Genomic DNA, 19242 nt, shown 5'->3' with positions numbered 1-19242 from the left:
TCTTCCAGTGGGTTGACGCGGGCGCCGAGCGGGGTCGTCAGGCGATCTTGAATCGGGCCACGGATTGGCGCAGTTCCTCGGCCATGGCCGAGAGCTCGCGCACCTGGGCCGCCGTGGAGCGCGTGCCTTCGCCGGTCTGTTCGGTCACCGCGAAGATGTGCTGGATGTTGCCGGCCACCTCGTTGGCCGAATCCGCTTCGCGGGACGCGGCATCGGAAATCTGTTCAATCAGTTCGGCGAGGCGGCGCGACACACGGTCGATCTCCGACAGCGCGGTACCGGCGTTGTCCGACAGCTTGGCCCCTTCGACCACACCCTGCGTGGAACGCTCCATGGCGGCCACCGCGTCCTGCGTGTCGGTCTGAATCGCCTTCACCAGCGCCGAGATCTGGCGCGTGGCATCGGCGGAGCGTTCGGCCAGCCGCTGCACTTCTTCCGCCACCACCGAGAAGCCCCGGCCGGCTTCACCGGCCGACGCCGCCTGGATGGCGGCGTTGAGGGCCAGCACGTTCGTCTGTTCGGTAATGTCCGAGATCAGTTCGGTGATTTCACCGATCTCCTGCGACGACTCACCGAGCCGCTTGATGCGCTTGGAGGTTTCCTGGATCTGGTCGCGGATGGCGTTCATACCGCCAATGGCGTCCTGCACGGCCTGCAGGCCCGACTCGGCGGCTTGCAGCGACGCGCGGGCCACCGTGGCCGACTCCTGCGCCTGGCCCGACACCTGGTTGATGCGCTGCGCCATATCCAGCACCGACTGGCCGGTTTCGCGGATCTCGCGCAGCTGTTCGGTGGACGCGGCCAGCAGCTCGGTCGAGGTGCTTTCCACCGCCGACGTCGTCTGCGCCACGCGCGTGGCCGTGGCCTGCACGTTGCCCACCAGCGAGCGCAGTTCTTCCACCGTGTAGTTCACCGAGTCGGCGATGGCGCCGGTGATGTCTTCCGTGACGGTGGCTTCCTGCGTCAGATCGCCTTCGGCCACCGTCTGCAGTTCGTTCATCAGGCGAAGAATGGCCGCCTGGTTGGCGTCGTTGACGCGCTTGGCGTCCTGCTCCAGCGATTCGGCAGCAAGCCGCTGCGATTCCGCGACCGACTGGCGCTGGCGGCTGTCGAGCAGCTGCACATAGGCCAGGCCGCCCGCGCACAGCAGGGCAAACAGGGCCGAGAGGGCCAGGGCCGCCAACTGGCCGCCACCGAGGCCCGAGCGCGACGACAGGTCGCCCTGCAGCTTCTCCAGGCTCAGGCGCAAGGGCTCGCTGTCGGCAATGATGCCGGCCTGCGCTTCACGCGCCGAGACCAGGCCCTGCAGGTTGCCCAGAATCGCGCCGGCTTCGACGCGCGTGGCTTCGTACAGCTTGAGCAGGGCGTCCAGGCGCTCGCGCACCTGCGGGTCGCGCGCGGCGGCCAGGCGCAGTTCGTCGCTGCCGTTGAGCAGGCCTTCGGCGATTTCCTTGAAGGTGTTCAAGTCCTTGCCGAGCAGGAACACCGCTTCCGGGCTCACGCCCTCCATCGTCAGGAACTCGTTGGCCGACTTGCCGATGCGCTGGGTCAGCATCACCAGCTGGCCCGAGGCCGAAATCTCGGCGGCCGGCGCGTTCTGCTGCAGCTTCAGCGAGGACACGGTCTCGGCGATCTCCAGCAGGTCCGACGACTGCCGGTTGATGGTGCGCAAGGCGTTGCCCACCTGCGTCAGGATGTTCTGCTGCGCCAGCACCGCCGCCGCATTGCGCTCGGCCTGGTCCACCTTGGGCAGGATCTTGCCGAGGTCTTCCGAATATTCGGCGCCCAGCGCGTCGAGCGACATCTCGCTGTCGCCGCCCTGCAGGCCGCGCAGCGTGCGGGCCATCACGGTCGAGCTGTCGCGCACCTCGGGGAAGGCGGCAGGGCTTCCGATCAGGGCCTGCGACACGCTCTTGGCCAGGCGCTGCGACTGCATCAGGGCCTGGCCGCTGGCGGCCACCTGCTGACCCACCTTTTCGGTCTGGGTCAGGGCATACAGCGTCACGCCACCGAGAACGACCAGGCCGAGCGCCAGCAGGATGGCCAGCGTGCGCTGGTGCTGCTCGGCCGGTTTGCTGCCCAGCAGCGGCAGGGTCACCTGGCCGCTGGCGTCGGGGCTGTCCTCGTCCACCATCGGATTGCCGACGAGGCCTTCCGATGCAAGCGTCGGCGCCAGGCGGGCCGCCGCGAGTTCGGCGACCTCCTGGTCGGTGGCATTGGAAAGGTCGGGTTCGTCGCCGGCTTTTTTCTTGAAGAGACCCTGGAATCGATCAAGCATAGCCATGTAAAAACCTTCCAACTGAAAACAGAATGACGAATGGACCCCATGCGGTCCGCGGGTTCAACCTTCAGGCGGCGATCGCCAGAAACTCGGGCTCGGCCACCAGCATCTGCAGATCCAGCTCCTGCCAGGACTGACCCTGGGCATCGACCAGCGAGCGGGTGAAATACGAAGGCGCGCCCTCGGGATTGGCCCCGAGCGCGGTGAACATGGAGGGGTTGCGCAGACCGAGCAGGCGGTCGATCCAGATCACGGCATTGAAGCCGAGCGCGGTGTGCAGGCTGACCAGGCGCGACTCGGAGGTCACGCGTTCGCTGGTCGGGGAAGGCAGCGCCGAGGCCGCCGAGCCGACCAGGCGGGCCAGGTCGATCACGCCGTGCAGGCCGCCGCGCAGACTGGCGACCCCGGCGTACCAGGGCTTGGTGTAGGGCACGCGCTGCAGCGCGGACCAGGGGAAGATTTCACCGGACTGCACCAGAGGGAGCAGGTAACGCCGGTCGCCGGCTTCGACCGCCAACCAGGTGGCGGTGACGGCTTCGGTCTTGGCGGCCGTCAAACGCTGGGCCAATCGTTCCTGGAGTTCCTTGAGTGATTGACGTTTGGCCATGCTCGGTGCGGTTCAGGTCGGTGGTGCGGTCAACCCAGCGCGCGAATCTTCGACAGCAACTCTTCCGCGTCGACCGGTTTGGTCACGTAGTCGCGTGCGCCCTGGCGCATGCCCCAGACGCGGTCGGTCTCCAGATTTTTGCTCGTACACATGACGATGGGAATGCTCGAATACTGAGGGTCCCGCGTGATGGCACGCGTGAGTTGAAACCCATTCTGACCGGGCATCACCACGTCCATCAGGATCAGATCGGGCTTTTCCTCGCCAAGCCGACGGAAGGCCTCGTCCGCGTTCTCAGCGGTGCTCACGGTGTAGCCGTTTTTTCCCAGCAGATCGGACAGGACCATCAGCTCGGTTTTCGAGTCGTCCACCACGAGGATTTTCCGAATGGGCATCACACTGCTCCTGTCAGGTTGGCGCCGAACTGCTGCACGGCTTGCAGCAGCTGGTCTTTGGTAAAGGGTTTGGTGAGGTAGTCCTGCGAGCCGACCATGCGCCCACGCGCCTTGTCGAACACGCCGTCCTTGGACGACAGCATCACCACGGGGATGCCGGCGAAGCGGGCGTTGCGCTTGATGATGGCGCAGGTCTGGTAACCGTCGAGGCGCGGCATGAGGATGTCGCAGAACACCAGATCGGGCTGGTAGTCGTTGATCTTGGCCAGGGCGTCGAAGCCGTCGTCGGCCAGCAGGACTTCATGCCCGCCCTGCTTGAGGAAAATCTCGGCGCTGCGGCGGATGGTGTTGCTGTCGTCAACCACCAGGACTTTGAGGGCAGGCGTTGTGCTCACGTTTCACTAGCTCCAGAGGGTGGGACAGAACGAGGAAAGCGAGACCGGAGAAATACCCTACCGGGTTCGCCAGGAAACCATCAAGCGCGCAGACCCCGACCTCAGATCTGCACCATTTCAAAATCTTCTTTGCGGGCGCCGCACTCGGGACAGGTCCAGTTCATCGGCACTTCAGCCCAGGGAGTGCCGGCGGCCACGCCATGCTCGGGTGCACCTGCGGCTTCGTCGTAAATCCAGCCGCAGATCAGGCACATCCAAGTCTTGGTTTCGGTCATGGTTATAGGGGGCATTGTCTTAGAATGCAAGCATTGTATCGAGCGACATAAGCCGCTCCGCAAGCCAGTTGGACCGGCTGTCGATCACGTTTGGCGCCCTGCGCAACGCACCCACCCGGGTGACCGCGCCACAACCCTTCCCCCCCTCCGTACCCATGCCCGATACACCCGCAACTTCCGCGCCCGAAACGGTCGAGAAGCCCGGCGAGATTTCCCTGCCGTGCGTGCTGACCTTCAACGCCAGCGATCCCAGCGGCGCGGGCGGCCTGAGCGCGGACATCACCGCCATGTCGAGCGCGTCGACGCACGTGCTGCCCATCGTCACGGGCGCCTACATCCGCGACACCTCCGACATCCACGACCACTACGCCTTCGACGAAGAAGCGGTGGCCGACCAGGCGCGCTGCGCGCTGGAGGACATGCCGGTGCAGGCCTTCAAGGTCGGTTTCGTGGGCAGCCCGGAAAACCTGAGCGTGATCGCGGAGATCACGACCGACTACAGCGAGGTCCCGGTCATCACCTACATGCCCGACCTCTCCTGGTGGGACGAGATGGCGATCGACACCTACCTGGACGCCTGCGCCGAACTGCTGCTGCCGCAGACCACGGTGCTGGTGGGCAACCACAGCACCTTGTGCCGCTGGCTGCTGCCCGAATGGGAAGGCGATCGCCCGCCCACCGCCCGCGAGGTGGCCCGCGCGGCCGCCGTGCACGGCGTGCCCTACACCCTGGTGACCGGGTTCAACGCGGCCGACCAGTACCTGGAAAGCCACCTCGCCACGCCCGAGACGGTGCTGGCCACGGCGCGCTACGAGCGCTTCGAAGCCACCTTCACCGGTGCGGGCGACACCCTGTCGGCCGCGCTGTGCGCGCTCATCGCGGGCGGCAGCGACCTGCAGGCGGCCTGCGCCGAAGCCCTCACCTACCTCGACCAGTGCCTGGACGCGGGCTTCCAGCCCGGCATGGGCCACGCCGTGCCCGACCGCCTGTTCTGGGCCCACGACGACGAGGGCGAGGAAGAAGAAGCCCCCGCCGAAGGCACGCCCGACAGCACACTCGACGCCAACGATTTCCCGCTCGACACCACGAGACATTGACCTTCGCTCCATGACCACCGATCGCAACCAGCAACTGTTCGACCGCGCCAAGGCGCTGATCCCCGGCGGCGTGAACTCGCCCGTGCGCGCCTTCCGCGCGGTGGGCGGCACGCCCCGTTTCGTGCAACGCGCCCAGGGCGCCCACTTCTGGGACGCCAACGGCCAGCGCTACATCGACTACATCGGCTCCTGGGGTCCGATGATCCTGGGCCATCGCCCACCCGGCGGTGGTCGAGGCGGTGCAAAAGGCCGTGCTGGAGGGTTTCTCGTTCGGCGCGCCGACCGAGCGCGAGGTCGAGTTGGCCGAGGCCATCGTCGAACTGGTGCCCAGCATCGACATGGTGCGGCTGGTGAGCTCGGGCACCGAGGCCGGCATGAGCACCATCCGCCTGGCGCGCGGCGCGACCGGCCGCAAGAAGATCATCAAGTTCGAGGGCTGCTACCACGGCCATGCCGACGCCCTGCTGGTCAAGGCCGGCTCGGGCCTGCGCACCTTCGGCAACCCCACCAGCTCCGGCGTGCCGCCCGAGGTGGTGCAGCACACCCTCGTGCTCGAATACAACAACCTCGAACAACTCGAGGCCGCGTTCGCCGAGCACGGCCCTGAACTGGCCTGCCTCATCATCGAGCCGATCGCGGGCAACATGAACTTCGTGCGCGCCAGCGTGCCGTTCATGAAGCGCTGCCGCGAGCTGTGCACGCAGCACGGTGCCCTGCTCGCCTTCGACGAGGTCATGACCGGCTTCCGCGTGGCGCTGGGCGGCGCGCAAAGCGTGTACGCCCAACTCATCCCCGGCTTCGAGCCCGACATGACCGTGATGGGCAAGGTGATCGGCGGCGGCATGCCGCTGGCCGCCTTCGGCGCCAAGCGCGCGGTGATGGAACAGCTCGCCCCGCTGGGCGGCGTGTACCAGGCCGGCACGCTCTCGGGCAACCCGGTTGCCACGGCCTGCGGTCTGGCGACGCTCAAGGAAATTCGCCAGCCCGGTTTCTACGACAAACTCGCGGCCACCACGCGTTCGCTGGTTGATGGCCTCAAGGGCGCCGCCGCCGCCGAGGGCGTGGCACTGAGTGGCGACAGCGAGGGTGGCATGTTCGGCTTCTTCCTGTTCGACGAACTGCCGCAGAACTACGCCAAGGTGATGACCACCGACGGCCCGCGCTTCAACACCCTGTTCCACGGCCTGCTGGACCGCGGCGTCTACATCGCGCCGGCCCTGTACGAAGCCGGCTTCGTGAGCGCGGCGCACACGGCCCAGGACATCGAAGACACGGTGGCTGCGGCGCGCGAGGTGTTCAAGCAGCTGGCGCGCTGAGCGCGGGCTTCGGTCAGTACGCCCGAAAAAAACGGGCGTGCTCCCGGTGCATGTGCGAACGCAGCGTCAGCCAGTCCCGCAGCGCGGCCTGCGTCAGCGGCGACGGGTCCTGCGCGCACAGGTCGAAGGCGTCTCCGAGGCGCCTGAACTCGGCATCAAGATCGCGCTGCGGCGCCAGCGCATCCGGCATCGGGCCCATGGCGATGTCGGCATGGCCCCAGACCATGATCTCCGCAACAACGCGCCTTCGCTCCAGCATGAGGCGGCGGTGCATGGCCGAACGCCGGCGCGCACCGAAGCGGCGGAGCACGGGATTCGAGTCACCGGCTTGCACCATCGCCAGGATCACATCGAGCTGCTCGATCAGGTGAATCCAGGGCTCGGGCTGAAAACGCACGGTGGATGCTTCAGGCATCTTCTGCAGAGTGAGCATGCGGGTCTCCTGTTGTTGTTCTGGGTCGGCCGTCTGGATCGCGCCGGCCCAGAGAATAGAGAGCCGCCTTGAAAACAGCCATTTGATTGGCCGCATCCGAAGAATAGAAGTTAACTATTCAAGGTCGGGGACCCCGCAAGAAAAAGGGCCGCGGCAGGTTTCTGCGGCGGCCCGGAGGGCATTCAGGCGCGTGGCGCCGTTCGCTCAATGGCGGAAGTGGCGCACGCCGCTGTAGACCATGACGACACCGCGCTCGTCCGCCGCGTCGATCACTTCCTGATCGCGCATCGAACCACCCGGCTGGATCACGCAGCTCGCGCCCGCGTCCACCACCACGTCCAGGCCGTCGCGGAACGGGAAGAAGGCGTCGCTGCGCACCGCCGTGCCCTGCAGCGAGAGCTTGGCGTGGCCGGCCTTGATGCTGGCGATGCGCGCCGAGTCCAGGCGGCTCATCTGGCCCGCGCCCACGCCCATGGTCATGCCGTCCTTGCAGAACACGATGGCGTTGGACTTCACGAACTTCGCCACCTTCCAGGCGAACAGCAGGTCTTCGATCTGCTGTTCGGTCGGCTGCAGCTGGGTGACCACCTTGAGGTTGCTGCGTTGCAGCACGTGGTTGTCGGCGCTCTGGATCAGCAGGCCCGAGCCCACGCGCTTCACATCGCTGAGGTTCAGGCCCTTGTCCCACGCCGTGGCGCCGCCCGGGGGCAGCGCGATTTCGAGCACGCGCACATTGGCCTTGGCCTTGAAGACCTCCAGCGCCTCGGGCGTGTAGCCGGGCGCCATCAGCACCTCGACGAACTGCTTGCTGATTGCCTGCGCGCCCGCGCCATCGAGCACGCGGTTGAGCGCGATGATGCCGCCGAAGGCGCTGGTGGGGTCGGTCTGGAAAGCCTTGCCGTAGGCCTCCAGCGCGTCCTTGCCCACGGCCACGCCGCAGGGGTTGGCGTGCTTGACGATCACGCAGGCCGGCACCTCGAAGCTCTTGACACATTCCCAGGCCGCGTCGGCGTCGGCGATGTTGTTGTAGCTGAGTTCCTTGCCCTGCAGCTGCCTGGCCGTGACCAGCGAGCCCGGCGCGGGGTGCAGGTCGCGGTAGAAGGCGGCGCTCTGGTGCGGGTTCTCGCCGTAGCGCAGGTCCTGCAGCTTGACGAAGCGGCCGTTGCTCTGGGCCGGGTACTCGCTGCGGCGGGGCACGCTGGCGCCTTCCTCGAACTCGATGGACGAGAGGTAGTCGCTGATGGCCGCGTCGTAGTTGCTGATGCGGTTGAACGCGGCGACCGAGAGCGCGAAGCGCGTCTTGTCGCTGAGCTTGCCGCTGGCCTTGAGTTCGTCGATCACGGCCGGGTACTGGGCCGCGTCGGTCAGCACCGCCACGTCCTTCCAGTTCTTCGCGGCGCTGCGCACCATGGCGGGGCCGCCGATGTCGATGTTCTCGATCGCGTCTTCCAGCGTGCAACCGGCCTTGGCCACGGTGGACTCGAAGGGATAGAGGTTGACGATCAGCAGGTCGATGGTCTCGATGCCATGGGTCTTGAGCGCGGCCATGTGCTCGGGCAGGTCGCGGCGCGCCAGCAGGCCGCCGTGCACCTTGGGGTGCAGCGTCTTCACGCGGCCGTCGAGCATCTCGGGAAAGCCCGTCACCTCGGCCACCTCGGTCACCGGCAGGCCTTTCTCGGCCAGCAGCTTGGCGGTGCCGCCGGTGGAGATCAGGGCCACGCCGAGGCCGTGCAGGGCCTGGGCGAGTTCGACGATGCCGGTCTTGTCGGAGACGGAAATGAGTGCGCGCATGGAAGAGAGGGCTTGGGAGGTTGGGAAATCGGTGGGCTCAGTCGATGAGCTTGTGTTCGAGCAGCTTCTTGCGCAGCGTGTTGCGGTTCAGCCCCAGCCATTGCGCGGCGCGCGACTGGTTGTTCTGCGCCTGCTCCATCACCACTTCGAGCAAGGGTTTTTCCACCGCCTTGACCAGCATGTCGTGCAGGTTGGCGGGGTCGGTGCCGTTGAGGTCGCGGAAGAAGTCTTCCATGCTGGCACGCACACAGTCGTGCAATTTGTTCTGTTTCATGCGGCCAGTTTCCAGTTGTCGCTCGGGGTTGTTGTTGTGGTTTCGCCGGACGACCACTCGTCCAGGCTCTCGCTCACGCAGCGCAGCTGCGCCTCCACCGTAGTGACGGCGTTGACGCGCGAACGGAACAGGGCGGCCGCGCCGGGGGGCAGCGGCAGCGATTGCGCGTACCAGCCCAGGTGCTTGCGCGCGCTGCGCACACCGGTGGATTCGCCGTACAGGTCGTAGTGGTCGTGCAGGTGGTCGAGCAGCCAGACCCGCACGTCGGCCAGGTCGGGCGGCGGCAGGTGTTCGCCGGTGGCGAGGAAGTGGGCGATTTCACGGAAGATCCAGGGCCGGCCCTGGGCGGCGCGGCCGACCATGATGGCGTCGGCCCCGGTGCGGCGCAGCACCTCGCGCGCCTGCTCGGGGCTGTCGATGTCGCCGTTGCGCACCACCGGAATGCGCACGCGGCTCTTGATGTGGGCCACGGTGTCGTGCTCGGCCTGGCCCTTGTAGCCCTGCTCGCGCGTGCGGCCGTGCACGGTGAGCATCTGCACACCCGCGGCTTCGGCGGCCAGCGCGAGCGTGGGGGCGTTGCGCACGCTGGCGCACCAGCCGGTGCGCATCTTGAGGGTGACGGGCACGCCGTGCGGCTCGCAGGCGGCCACCACGGCCTGCACGATCTCAATGGCCAGCGCCTCGTCCTGCATCAGCGCCGAGCCGGCCCACTTGTTGCAGACCTTCTTGGCCGGGCAGCCCATGTTGATGTCGATGATCTGCGCGCCCCGGTCGATGTTGTAGCGCGCGGCGTCGGCCATCATCTGCGCGTCGGTGCCGGCGATCTGCACCGAGATCGGCGCGGCCTCGCCTTCGTGGTTGGCGCGGCGCGAGGTCTTGAGGCTGTCCTGCAGATCGGGGCGCGAGGTCACCATCTCGCTCACCGCATAGCCCGCGCCCAGGCGCTTGCACAGCTTGCGGAATGGCCGGTCCGTCACCCCCGCCATGGGCGCGACGAACAGGGCATTGGGCAGGGTGAAAGCCCCGAGTTGCATGGCGGTGGGAGAATCGGTGTCGAGCGGTGGAACTGCCGCGATCCCTGCTAACGCGGGGGGCGAAGGAACGCGATTGTATCTGCCTGTTTTTTCAGCAGGCGATATGTCGGCACCCTTTTTGCCCTCTCCCTCCGACTTCCCGATCGCCGGTCTCCCCCACCCCCGGATTTCGCCGCCCATGCCCGACTGGATCACCTACCTGATAGAGCAGCTGGCCCTGCCCGAATTCGGCCTGAGCACGGTCTTCGTGGTGTCCTTCATATCGGCCACCTTGCTGCCCCTGGGATCGGAGCCGGCGGTGTTCGGCCTGATCAAGATCAACCCGCATCTCTTCTGGCCCGCCATCCTGGTGCGCACCGCCGGCAACACGGCCGGCGGCGCCGTGAGCTGGCTCATGGGCCTGGGCACGCACAAGGTGGTGGACCGGGCGCGCGGCAACCACGTCGATCTGCGCGCGCTGCAATGGCTGGAGCGCTTCGGCCCCAAGGCCTGCCTCATGTCCTGGCTGCCGGTGGTGGGCGACCCGCTATGCGCCGTGGCAGGCTGGCTCAAATTTCCGTTCTGGCCCTGCCTGGCCTACATGGCCATCGGCAAGTTCGCCCGCTACCTCACCATGACGGCCGCGCTGTTGTGGTTCTTCCCTGGAACCCTGCATCCATGACCGTTGCCAGCAACCGCCTGCCACGCGCCCTCTGGGCCCTGATGGTGGGCAACTTCGTGATCGGCACCGGTGTGATGGTGGTGCCCGGCACGCTCAACGACATCAGCCACTCGCTGGGCGTGTCGATCCCGCAGGCCGGCCAGCTGATCACGGCCGCGGCCATCCTGATGGGCCTGGGCGCGCCGCTGTTCGCCAGCCTGGTCGCGGGCTGGGACCGGCGCCGCCTGCTCACGATCTCGCTGATCTGGTACGGCGTGCTGCTGCTGGCCTGCGCGCTGGCACCCAACTACGCCAGCCTGATGCCGCTGCGCGTGCTGGCCGTCATCGCGCCGGCCATCTTCACGCCGCAGGCGGCGGCCAGCGTGGGCCTCCTGGTCGGCCCGGCGATGCGCGGGCGCGCCATCACCTTCATCTTCCTGGGCTGGTCGCTGGCCTCGGTGCTGGGCATGCCGCTGTCGGCCTGGATCAGCAGCGAACTCAACTGGCGCTGGGCCTTCGGGCTGGTGGCGCTGACCTCGTTCCTCAGCGGCGCCTGGGTGTGGCGCGAGATGCCCGACGGCATCAAACCGGCCGCGCTGTCGCGCGAGGCCTGGGGCCGCACCCTGGGCTCGGCCCCGCTGATGACCGCCGTGGCCGTGACGCTGCTCTTCTCCTTCGGGCAGTTCACGCTGTTCTCCTACTTCGCCCCCTACTTCGCGCAGACCCTGGGCGCGGGCGGCGGACTGCTGTCGCTGATCTTCCTGTGGTTCGGCGTCTTCGGCCTGGCAGGCAATGTCGCGGTCACGCGCTCCATCGACCGCATCGGCGCGCCCCGGGCCGTGCTGATCACGCTGTGCGCCATCGTGCTGAGCCTGCTGCTCTGGCCGCTGGGCCGCTACGGCGTCTGGGCCCAGGCCTTCGTGCTCATCCCCTGGGCGCTGGGCTGCTTCTCGTGCAACTCGGCGCAGCAGGCGCGGCTGGTGCAGATCTCACCCGAGCTGGCCCCGGCCACCGTGGCGCTCAACACCTCGGCCCTGTATGGCGGGCAGGCCCTGGGCGCGGCGCTGGGCGGCGTGATGATCGCCCAGGGCCGCATGATGAACCTGCACCAGGTCGGCCTGGCCGTGATGCTGGTCGCGATGGCCGTGAGCCTGTGGGCCGCGTGGCTTCAGAAACGCTCGTGCGCGGCGAGGTAGCGCCACTGGCCTGAAGGCAGGCCGTCCAGGCCGATGCGGCCCAGGCGCTGGCGCCGCACCGAGGCCAGGCGCAGGCCGGCGCGCTCGGCCAGGTGCGCCACCTGCCCCGGCAGCGTGCCCTTGATCGCCAGCCGCAGGCGCCGCTCGCTCTGCCAGCTCGCGCGCGCCGTGGGCACGGCCCAGCCGTCGAAGAACAGCGCCTTGCCCAGCGACTGCAGCACCGCTTCGCGCCGCGCGTCGTCGTCGAGTTCGGCATCGTCCTGCACCTCCACGAGCCACTCGTGTTCCAGCGGCGAGGAGGCATCGGTGATCTTGCGCGCCACGCCCGGGTTCTGCGTGAACACCATCAGGCCGCTGGCAAGCACCTCCAGCGGCGAGACCGGCAGCAGCTTGTGGCCATGCGCCTTGAGCGGGCGCACGCCCGAGCGGTCGCCCTTGAAGCGCGCACCCGGGGCGAACCAGCGCGCGGCCAGCTCGTCGGGCAAAGGCGATTCGTCGGGCAGGGCCTGGCCCGAGGGCTTGTGCCAGACCAGCGTGACCGGCACCAGCGGTTCCAGCCGCGCCTTCGGATCGAGCTCCACGGCCTGCTCGTCGCGCACGCGCGCCATGGGCTCCTCGACCACGGTGCCGTCAACCCGCACCCAACCGCCAGCGATGTAGTGTTCGGCGTCGCGGCGCGAGCACGGCAGTTGGGCCGCGAGCCGTTTGGCCAGGCGCTGGGGTTCGGGACGGATCGGAGCGTGTTCGTTCATGCCGCCGACTCTACGCGCTGTTCGGGTGTGTCCAGGCGGGTGACCATTTCGGCATGCCACTTCCCCTTCATGCTTTGGCAGCACGTGCCACGCGGCCGATCGAGTGTTTCCCAGCGAACAGTCGAAGCGTGTCGTTCTGTCTTAAGGTGGGGGCTCTCTTTGTTTGACAAAGGATCTTCCATGTCCACTGAGTTCTATTCCTGGTTCACGATCGAGACCAACGGCAACCCCGCCCGGGAGGGCGTTTACGAGACCACGGCGCTGGGCATTCCCGGCGAGAGCCACAGCGTGCTCCAGCACGGTTTCCGGCACTGGGGCGACGGCAGTGGCTGGGGCGATCTGGGCGCCACGCCGGACGCCGCCCTGGCGATGAAGGACCACCGCCCGGTGTTCCCGTTCAACGTCCGCCACTGGCGGGGCAAGGCGCAGCCCGCGGACTGACGCCCGCTGGCTCAGCCAAGGCGGATCGAGTTCAGCTGCTGAACAGGAAGTTCATCACGTCGCCGTCCTTGACGACGTAGTCCTTGCCTTCGGCGCGCATCTTGCCCGCGTCCTTGGCGCCCTGCTCGCCCTTGTAGGCGATGTAGTCGTCGAAACCGATGGTCTGGGCGCGGATGTAGCCCTTCTCGAAATCGGTGTGGATCACGCCAGCGGCCTGCGGGCCGGTGTCGCCTACGTGGATGGTCCAGGCGCGCACCTCTTTCACGCCGGCCGTGAAGTAGGTCTGCAGGCCGAGCAGCTGGTAGGCCGCGCGGATCAGGCGGTTCAGGCCCGGCTCGTCCTGCCCGAGTTCCTTGAGGAATTCGAGCCGGTCGGCGTCGTCCATCTCGGAGAGTTCGGCCTCGATCTTGGCGCAGATGGCGACCACGGGCGCGTTCTGCTTCTGCGCGAATTCCTTGAGGCGGTCCAGCAGCGGGTTGTTTTCGAAGCCGTCTTCCGACACGTTGGCCACGAACATCGCGGGTTTGGCGGTGATCAGGAAAAACTGCTTGAGCTGCGCCTGCTCTTCCTTGCTGAAGTCGATGGTGCGCACCGGCTGGGTGTCGTTGAGCGCGGCCTGGCACTTCTCGAGGATGGCGACCTGCTTGATCGACTCCTTGTCGCCCGAGCGCGCGGTCTTGCTCACGCGGTGCAGGGCCTTTTCCACGGCGGCCAGATCGGCCAGGCAGAGCTCGGTCTGGATGACCTCGATGTCGGCGATCGGGTCGACCTTGTTGGCCACGTGGATGACGTTCGGGTCTTCGAAGCAGCGCACCACGTTGACGATGGCGTCGGTCTCGCGGATGTGCGCGAGGAACTTGTTGCCCAGGCCTTCACCGGTGCTCGCGCCCGCCACGAGGCCGGCGATGTCCACGAACTCCACGATGGCCGGCACGATGCGCTCGGGCTTGACGATCTCGGCGAGCTGCTGCAGGCGCGGATCGGGCACTTCCACCACACCGGTGTTGGGCTCGATGGTGCAGAAGGGGTAGTTCTCGGCCGCGATGCCGGCCTTGGTCAGCGCGTTGAAAAGGGTGGACTTGCCGACGTTGGGCAGGCCCACGATGCCGCATTGGAGGCTCATGGAAATTCCTTATGAATCAACCCCTGTGGCACTGTGTAGCGCCTGTCTGGCAGTGCTGCGAACCGAGGTGAGAGGTACCGGGTTCCGTGAGGACGTTGTCCTCGTCTTGCCAAGGGGAAACGGGTGTCGATTGTACTGATGGGTGAATCTCTCGCGCTGAAGCGTCCCGGACGCTCAGCCGCCCGCGCGCCGGGCCTGTTCACGGACCCAGAGCGAGAAAGCCTCCACCGCGCGGGAGCCGGCGGTCGCGCGCGGACGGCACAGGTAGTAGCCCCGCCCGGTGCTGGCGCTGCCGGGCACGGGGGTGACCAGGCGGCCGGTTGCGCAGTTCGGCCTGCACCATGCAGCGCTGGACCACCGCCACGCCCATGCCCGCGCGGGCCGCTTCGATCAGGTTCATGACCAGGTCGAAGCCCGTTCCCCGCCAGTGCGGCGGCAGTTGCCCGCCCACGGAATCGGCCCACAGGGCCCAGTTGTCGCGGTAGTTGCTGTGGTACAGCAGGGGCAGGTTCAGCAGCGCGTCCACGCCGTCGATGCCTTGCGCCAGCGCGGGCGCGCACACGGCCACGATCTCGCGGCCGATGAGGTACTGCGCCGCCACCTGGCGGGGCCAGTGCTTGCCGGCCCGCGCCTTGAGCGCCACCCACAGATCCACGTCCGCGCGGGTGAAGTCCTCGTCGTGGTGGTACTGGCGGAACTCGATGTCGATCTCGGGGTGGCGGTGCCGGAAATCCTCCAGGCGCGGCATCAGCCAGAGGTTGCCCAGGCTGGGCACCACGGACAGCCGCAGCCGCAGGGCTTCGGGCAGGGCCCTGACCTGGCCCGCCGCGGCCTCCAGCGCGGCCACGGGCCCTTCGACCTGGCGGCGCAAGTCGGCGCCGGCCGGGGTCAGGCGCACGCCGCTGGCCGCGCGGTCCAGCAGCTGGACCCCCAGGTGTTTCTCGAGCCGGGCCACCGCGCGGCTCACCGCCGCCTGGGTCACGCACAGCTCGTCGGCCGCGCGGTGGAAATTGCCATGGCGGGCCACGCCCAGGAAGGCGTGCAGCTCCACCAGAGAAGGGCTTCGGATGCGCATGCGGCTGATTACATCATGTCATCGCACACGGCGAAAATGTCGTTTGCCTGCCTTGGTCGGATTTCCTACCCTTCGGCTCCCATCCCCGAGGAGGAGACCTCACATGACCACCCGAACCCTGCTGCGCACCGCGCTGACCCTGACCACCGCGCTCGTTCTGGGCGCTGCCGCCCAGGCCCAGACCGCCTACCCCAACCGGCCGATCAAGCTGATCGTGCCTTTCGCCCCCGGCGGCTCGACCGACCTGGCCGCGCGCCTGGTGGCCGAATACGGCGGTCGCGAGCTCGGTCAGTCCATCGTGGTGGAGAACAAGGCGGGCGCCGGTGGCTCGACGGGCATGGAATTCGTCGCCCGCGCGCCGGCCGATGGCTACACCCTGGGCATGGCCGCCGTCAGCACGCACGGCAGCAACCCGGCGGTCTATGGCAACAAGCTGCGCTACAACCCGGTGAAGGACTTCGCGCCGATCACCAACGTGGCGACCACGCCCAGCGTCTTCGCGGTGCATCCCGCCACACCGGCCAAGGACATGAAGGAGTTCATCGCCCTGGCCCAGGCCAACCCGGGCAAGTACAGCTTCGCCTCGCCGGGCATTGGCTCCCTGGGCCACGCCAACATCGAGCACTTCATGGCCCTGTCCAAGATGAACCTGCTGCACGTGCCGTACAAGGGCGCCGGGCAGGCCATGACCGACGCCATGGCGGGCCAGGTGACCGCCATCACGGACAACCTGCCGTCGGCCCTGCCGAACATCCAGTCCGGCAAGCTGCGCGCGCTGGCGGTGCTGAGCGAGAAGCGCTCGCCCTCGCTGCCGGAGGTGCCCACCTACGGCGAACTCGGTTTCCCCCAGATGGGCGGTGGCGGCTGGTTCGGCGTGGTCGCGCCGGCGGGCACGCCGCCCGAGGTGGTGGCCAGGCTCAACGCTGCCATCCACAAAGGCATGAAGCACCCCGAGTTCATCAAGCAGATGGAAGCCTCGGGCTCCACGCTGATCCCCGGCACGCCCGAGGCGTTCGCCCAGCAGATCCAGCAGGCCATGGAGCGCTACGAGCGCGTCGCGAGATCGCCAAGATCTCGCTGGACTGAGCCATGCCGATCGACGCACCGCCGTTCACGCTGCACCGCCCTGTCGCCACGCCCGTGCCCCTGGTGTGCGACTCGCCGCACAGCGGCACCGACTACCCGGCGGACTACGACCACGCCGTGCCCCGGGCGCTGCTGCGGCGCGGCGAGGACACGCATGTGGAGGCGCTGTGGGCGGCGGTGCCCTCGGTGGGCGGCAGCCTGCTGGCGGCCCACTTTCCCCGCACCTACATGGACTGCAACCGCTCGGAGGACGACCTCGACCCGGACCTGCTCGACGGCCCGTGGCCGGCGCCGCTGAACCCGAGCGAGAAAACCCGCCTGGGTTTCGGCCTGGTGTGGCGCAACATCGATGCCAGCACGCCGATCTACCACCGTCGGCTCACCGTGGCGGAGGTGCAGGCGCGCATCGCCCGCTGCTACCGCCCGTACCACGCGGCCCTGTCGCGATGCATCGACGAGACCATGGACCGCTTCGGCGCGCTCTGGCACCTGAACCTGCATTCCATGCCCGACAACGCCTACGAGCGGCTCCAGATCCGCAGCACCCGCCCACTCGCGGACTTCGTGCTGGGCGACCGCGACGGCACCACCTGCGACCCGGCGTTTGTCGACCTGGTGGAGCGCGAGCTGCGCTCGCGCGGCTATTCGGTGGCCCGCAACGACCCGTACAAGGGCGTGCAGCTGATCGCTCGCATCGGCCAGCCCGCACAAGGGCGCCACAGCCTGCAGATCGAGATCCGCCGCCCGGTGTACATGGACGAGATCACCCGGGAGCGCAACGCCAGTTTCGCCACGGTGCAGCGCGACCTGGGCGAACTGGCGGCCACGCTGGCGCGCTACGCGAGCGAGCGGGCCAGCCCGCCACGATCAGCCCAGGGCTGAGTTCAGTCGAACTTCCAGTCGGCGCTCACGGGCTGGCCGATCCGCAGCACCTGCCCGTCGCCTTCGAGCACGATGGCATTCATGCCGAAGGTGATGGCGCCGTTGAGGCGCGGGTCCTGCCGGTAGACCTGCAGCGTGTCGTTCACCTCGGGGCTGGAGATGGCGGTGGCCGGGTCGATGTTGGGAATGGGACAGCGGCCGCAGGGCTTGACCGGCTCGATCAGCGCGGACGCGCCGTCCCCGGTGCCGATGCGCATCGCGCCCACGCGGTCTTCGTCGTGCGCTTCCACGCCGGCCAGCACGACGTTGGGCCGGAAACGCAGCATCTCCACCGGCCCGTGGCCGGCCGCGCCCAGGCGGGTGTTGAGTTCGTCCAGCGACGCGGTGCTGGTCACCAGCAGGCTGAAACCGTCGGCGAACTGCGTGACGGCCTCACGGCCCCCGGTCCACTTCAGGCTGCACACGCGCCGCACCTCGGGGTCGAAGCGCGCCAGGCGCAGGGGCTGACCGAGGAAATCGCTGAACCACTGCGCGGCCAGATCGCCCATGTCGTAGGCCTGCACCTCGTCGTCCCACACGCGCACCTGGAGCGGGCCTTCGGCCGCGTCCAGCGCCAGGTGCAGCGCGAGCATGCCGGGGGCGCGCAGCACCAGCTGGCCCATCTTGAAAGCGGTCTGGATGAGCGCCATGCGGGGCAGCTCGCGCTGGGTCACGAACTCGCCGTCCGCGTCCACCACCATCCAGGCGCGGTCGTACAGCAGGCCGGTGTCGGTCAGCTCGACCTCGGTCAGCGAAATGCCGGCGCAGGACTTGACCGGATAGACCCAGAGCTGGGCGATGGTGGCCTGCACGTCGGCGGCAATGGGTTCAGCACTCATGGTGGATGGTCAGGATGGGGGTACCGGGTATCGCCCGGGGGAAGGCCCGGATTGTGCCCTGCTCCTAGAATCCCCCCATGAACTCCCCTGCCCCCCGCACCGGCTCTACCCGGCGTTTCGACGTCGCCATCCGAGGGGCCGGCGTGGTGGGCCAGACCCTGGCCCTGCTGCTGGCCCGCGACCGCCTGCGCGTGGCTCTGGTCGGCGCGCCACGCGGCCCGCAGGACACCCCCGACGTGCGCGCCTACGCGATCAACGCGGCCTCGCGCGACGTGCTGCGCTCGGTGCGCGCCTGGCCCGAGGCCGATCCGCAGGACGACCGCGTGCCCCCCATCACCCCGGTGAGCGCCATGCAGGTGTGGGGCGACGACGGCGGCGAGCTGCAGTTCTCGGCCGACGACCAGGGCGCGGACGCGCTGACCTGGATCGTGGACGTGCCCGCGCTGGAGCAGCGCCTGTCCGACGCGATCGGCTTCCAGGGCGGCATCGAGCGCGTGAGCGAAGCGCCCAACGCCGCCCTGACGGTGGTGTGCGAGGGCAAGCGCAGCCAGACGCGCGCGGAACTGGGCCTGGAATTCGACGTGCGCCCCTACCCACACAAGGCGGTGGCCGCGCGGCTGCACTGCGACCAGCCGCACGGCGGCATCGCCCGGCAGTGGTTTTCCAACGGCGAGGTGATGGCCCTGCTGCCCCTGGGCGGCGCGTTCGGGAACTCCGTGGCGCTGGTGTGGTCTGTCCCTGCACAGCAGGCCGACGCCTGGCTGCAAGCCGACCCGACCACCTTCACCCAGGCCGTGCAGGCGCGCTGCGCCCAGGCCCTGGGCCACATGCACATGGAAAGCCCCGCCCAGGCCTGGCCCCTCGAACTCTCGCGCGCCCAACGCTGGATCGCCCGCACCGCCCAGGGCGGCGTGGCGCTGGCCGGCGACGCGGCGCACGCCATGCACCCGCTGGCGGGCCAGGGCCTGAACGTGGGTCTGGCCGACGCCGCCGAGCTGGCGCGCGTGCTGCAGCAGCGCGAATACTGGCGCGAGCTGGGCGACCTCAAGCTGCTGCGCCGCTACGAACGCGCGCGCGCCGCCGAAGTGGGCGCCATGGGCTGGGTCACCGACGGTCTGTTCGGCCTGTTCGCCCACGGCGACTCGCGCGTGCAGGCGCTGCGCAACTGGGGCCTCAACGGCTTCGACCGCAGCGGCCCGCTCAAGCGCTGGATCGCCCGCCAGGCCATGGGCCAGCCGCACTTCTGAAACCCTCTTTCGAATCCCGCACGC

The 19242-nt window shown here is 68.3% G+C and carries 19 protein-coding genes and 2 pseudogenes; 8 read left to right on the top strand and 13 right to left on the bottom strand.

The genetic code is table 11. The features are described from left to right. Positions 1-37: 37 nt before the first annotated feature. The 5 genes from ACFJGX_RS09975 to ACFJGX_RS09955 all read right to left on the bottom strand — a co-directional run bounded on the left by ACFJGX_RS09975 (position 38) and on the right by ACFJGX_RS09955 (position 3953). The gene (locus tag ACFJGX_RS09975) at positions 38-2284 is read right to left on the bottom strand and encodes a methyl-accepting chemotaxis protein (RefSeq protein ID WP_382321624.1); all 2247 of its coding nucleotides are present in this window, start codon (positions 2282-2284) and stop codon (positions 38-40) included. 64 nt (positions 2285-2348) lie between these two features. Then, the gene (locus tag ACFJGX_RS09970) at positions 2349-2888 is read right to left on the bottom strand and encodes a chemotaxis protein CheW (RefSeq protein ID WP_382154797.1); all 540 of its coding nucleotides are present in this window, start codon (positions 2886-2888) and stop codon (positions 2349-2351) included. Positions 2889-2917: 29 nt separating this feature from the next. Beyond that, positions 2918-3283, bottom strand: coding sequence for a PleD family two-component system response regulator (locus tag ACFJGX_RS09965; RefSeq protein WP_291120771.1), 366 nt, complete (start codon positions 3281-3283; stop codon positions 2918-2920). Further along, the gene (locus ACFJGX_RS09960) at positions 3283-3678 is read right to left on the bottom strand and encodes a PleD family two-component system response regulator (protein WP_291125525.1); all 396 of its coding nucleotides are present in this window, start codon (positions 3676-3678) and stop codon (positions 3283-3285) included. Before ACFJGX_RS09960 ends, ACFJGX_RS09965 begins: the two co-directional genes overlap by 1 nt. Before the next feature lie 101 nt (positions 3679-3779). Next, on the bottom strand, positions 3780-3953 hold the full coding sequence (locus ACFJGX_RS09955; protein ID WP_291120767.1) for a rubredoxin: 174 nt from the start codon (positions 3951-3953) through the stop codon (positions 3780-3782). 155 nt (positions 3954-4108) lie between these two features. Between ACFJGX_RS09955 and ACFJGX_RS09950 the strand changes: the two genes are divergently transcribed. Both ACFJGX_RS09950 and hemL read left to right on the top strand, forming a co-directional pair. Next, positions 4109-5050: a hydroxymethylpyrimidine/phosphomethylpyrimidine kinase gene (locus ACFJGX_RS09950; RefSeq protein WP_382321626.1), complete on the top strand. Its 942-nt coding sequence runs from the start codon at positions 4109-4111 to the stop codon at positions 5048-5050. A gap of 10 nt (positions 5051-5060) precedes the next feature. Continuing rightward, positions 5061-6366, top strand: a pseudogene (gene hemL / locus ACFJGX_RS09945) (glutamate-1-semialdehyde 2,1-aminomutase). A gap of 13 nt (positions 6367-6379) precedes the next feature. On the opposite strand, the gene ACFJGX_RS09940 reads toward hemL, so the two are convergent. From ACFJGX_RS09940 to dusB, 4 genes are all read right to left on the bottom strand, one after another. Then, positions 6380-6799 carry a hypothetical protein gene (locus ACFJGX_RS09940; RefSeq protein ID WP_382321628.1) on the bottom strand — a complete coding sequence of 140 codons (420 nt, stop codon included), beginning with the start codon at positions 6797-6799 and terminating at the stop codon, positions 6380-6382. A 204-nt stretch (positions 6800-7003) separates the two neighbouring features. Further along, complete coding sequence (gene purH, locus ACFJGX_RS09935; protein WP_382328313.1) at positions 7004-8590, bottom strand: bifunctional phosphoribosylaminoimidazolecarboxamide formyltransferase/IMP cyclohydrolase; 1587 nt, start codon at positions 8588-8590, stop codon at positions 7004-7006. Positions 8591-8627: 37 nt separating this feature from the next. Beyond that, on the bottom strand, positions 8628-8864 hold the full coding sequence (locus ACFJGX_RS09930; RefSeq protein WP_291120759.1) for a helix-turn-helix domain-containing protein: 237 nt from the start codon (positions 8862-8864) through the stop codon (positions 8628-8630). After that, the gene (dusB, locus tag ACFJGX_RS09925) at positions 8861-9898 is read right to left on the bottom strand and encodes a tRNA dihydrouridine synthase DusB (RefSeq protein ID WP_382321630.1); all 1038 of its coding nucleotides are present in this window, start codon (positions 9896-9898) and stop codon (positions 8861-8863) included. The genes ACFJGX_RS09930 and dusB overlap by 4 nt, the downstream gene beginning before the upstream one ends. A gap of 178 nt (positions 9899-10076) precedes the next feature. Between dusB and ACFJGX_RS09920 the strand changes: the two genes are divergently transcribed. Continuing rightward, positions 10077-10559: a YqaA family protein gene (locus tag ACFJGX_RS09920; RefSeq protein ID WP_382321632.1), complete on the top strand. Its 483-nt coding sequence runs from the start codon at positions 10077-10079 to the stop codon at positions 10557-10559. Continuing rightward, complete coding sequence (locus ACFJGX_RS09915) at positions 10556-11734, top strand: MFS transporter (protein WP_382321635.1); 1179 nt, start codon at positions 10556-10558, stop codon at positions 11732-11734. The genes ACFJGX_RS09920 and ACFJGX_RS09915 overlap by 4 nt, the downstream gene beginning before the upstream one ends. Here ACFJGX_RS09915 and ACFJGX_RS09910 read toward each other — a convergent pair. After that, positions 11707-12486 (bottom strand): RNA pseudouridine synthase, encoded by a 780-nt coding sequence (locus ACFJGX_RS09910; protein ID WP_382321637.1) that lies wholly within the window; start codon positions 12484-12486, stop codon positions 11707-11709. The genes ACFJGX_RS09915 and ACFJGX_RS09910 overlap by 28 nt on opposite strands. A gap of 180 nt (positions 12487-12666) precedes the next feature. Here ACFJGX_RS09910 and ACFJGX_RS09905 point away from each other — a divergent pair, with 180 nt between their 5' ends. Continuing rightward, a complete protein-coding gene (locus ACFJGX_RS09905) occupies positions 12667-12927 on the top strand; it encodes a hypothetical protein (RefSeq protein WP_382321640.1) in 261 nt (86 codons plus the stop codon). A gap of 31 nt (positions 12928-12958) precedes the next feature. On the opposite strand, the gene ychF is transcribed toward ACFJGX_RS09905, so the two are convergent. Together ychF and ACFJGX_RS09895 are read right to left on the bottom strand one after the other, a co-directional pair. Beyond that, a complete protein-coding gene (gene ychF, locus ACFJGX_RS09900; RefSeq protein WP_382154740.1) occupies positions 12959-14050 on the bottom strand; it encodes a redox-regulated ATPase YchF in 1092 nt (363 codons plus the stop codon). Positions 14051-14249: 199 nt separating this feature from the next. Beyond that, a complete protein-coding gene (locus ACFJGX_RS09895; RefSeq protein ID WP_382328311.1) occupies positions 14250-15125 on the bottom strand; it encodes a LysR family transcriptional regulator in 876 nt (291 codons plus the stop codon). A gap of 103 nt (positions 15126-15228) precedes the next feature. Here ACFJGX_RS09895 and ACFJGX_RS09890 point away from each other — a divergent pair. Both ACFJGX_RS09890 and ACFJGX_RS09885 read left to right on the top strand, forming a co-directional pair. Further along, positions 15229-16191: pseudogene (locus ACFJGX_RS09890) on the top strand (tripartite tricarboxylate transporter substrate binding protein BugE); the annotation flags it as partial. A 23-nt stretch (positions 16192-16214) separates the two neighbouring features. Then, positions 16215-17093, top strand: a complete 879-nt coding sequence (locus tag ACFJGX_RS09885) for an N-formylglutamate amidohydrolase (protein ID WP_382321648.1) — start codon at positions 16215-16217, stop codon at positions 17091-17093. A 2-nt stretch (positions 17094-17095) separates the two neighbouring features. Here ACFJGX_RS09885 and ACFJGX_RS09880 read toward each other — a convergent pair whose 3' ends face one another. Then, the gene (locus ACFJGX_RS09880) at positions 17096-17971 is read right to left on the bottom strand and encodes an MOSC domain-containing protein (RefSeq protein WP_382321650.1); all 876 of its coding nucleotides are present in this window, start codon (positions 17969-17971) and stop codon (positions 17096-17098) included. A gap of 77 nt (positions 17972-18048) precedes the next feature. Between ACFJGX_RS09880 and ACFJGX_RS09875 the strand changes: the two genes are divergently transcribed. Continuing rightward, positions 18049-19218 (top strand): FAD-dependent monooxygenase, encoded by a 1170-nt coding sequence (locus ACFJGX_RS09875; protein WP_382321653.1) that lies wholly within the window; start codon positions 18049-18051, stop codon positions 19216-19218. Positions 19219-19242 lie beyond the last annotated feature (24 nt).

Origin of the sequence: Hydrogenophaga sp. UC242_50, assembly GCF_042697355.1 — a bacterium.
In the GTDB taxonomy this organism is placed as follows: Bacteria; Pseudomonadota; Gammaproteobacteria; order Burkholderiales; family Burkholderiaceae_C; genus Hydrogenophaga.
This window is presented reverse-complemented; position numbering and strand designations above follow the sequence as displayed.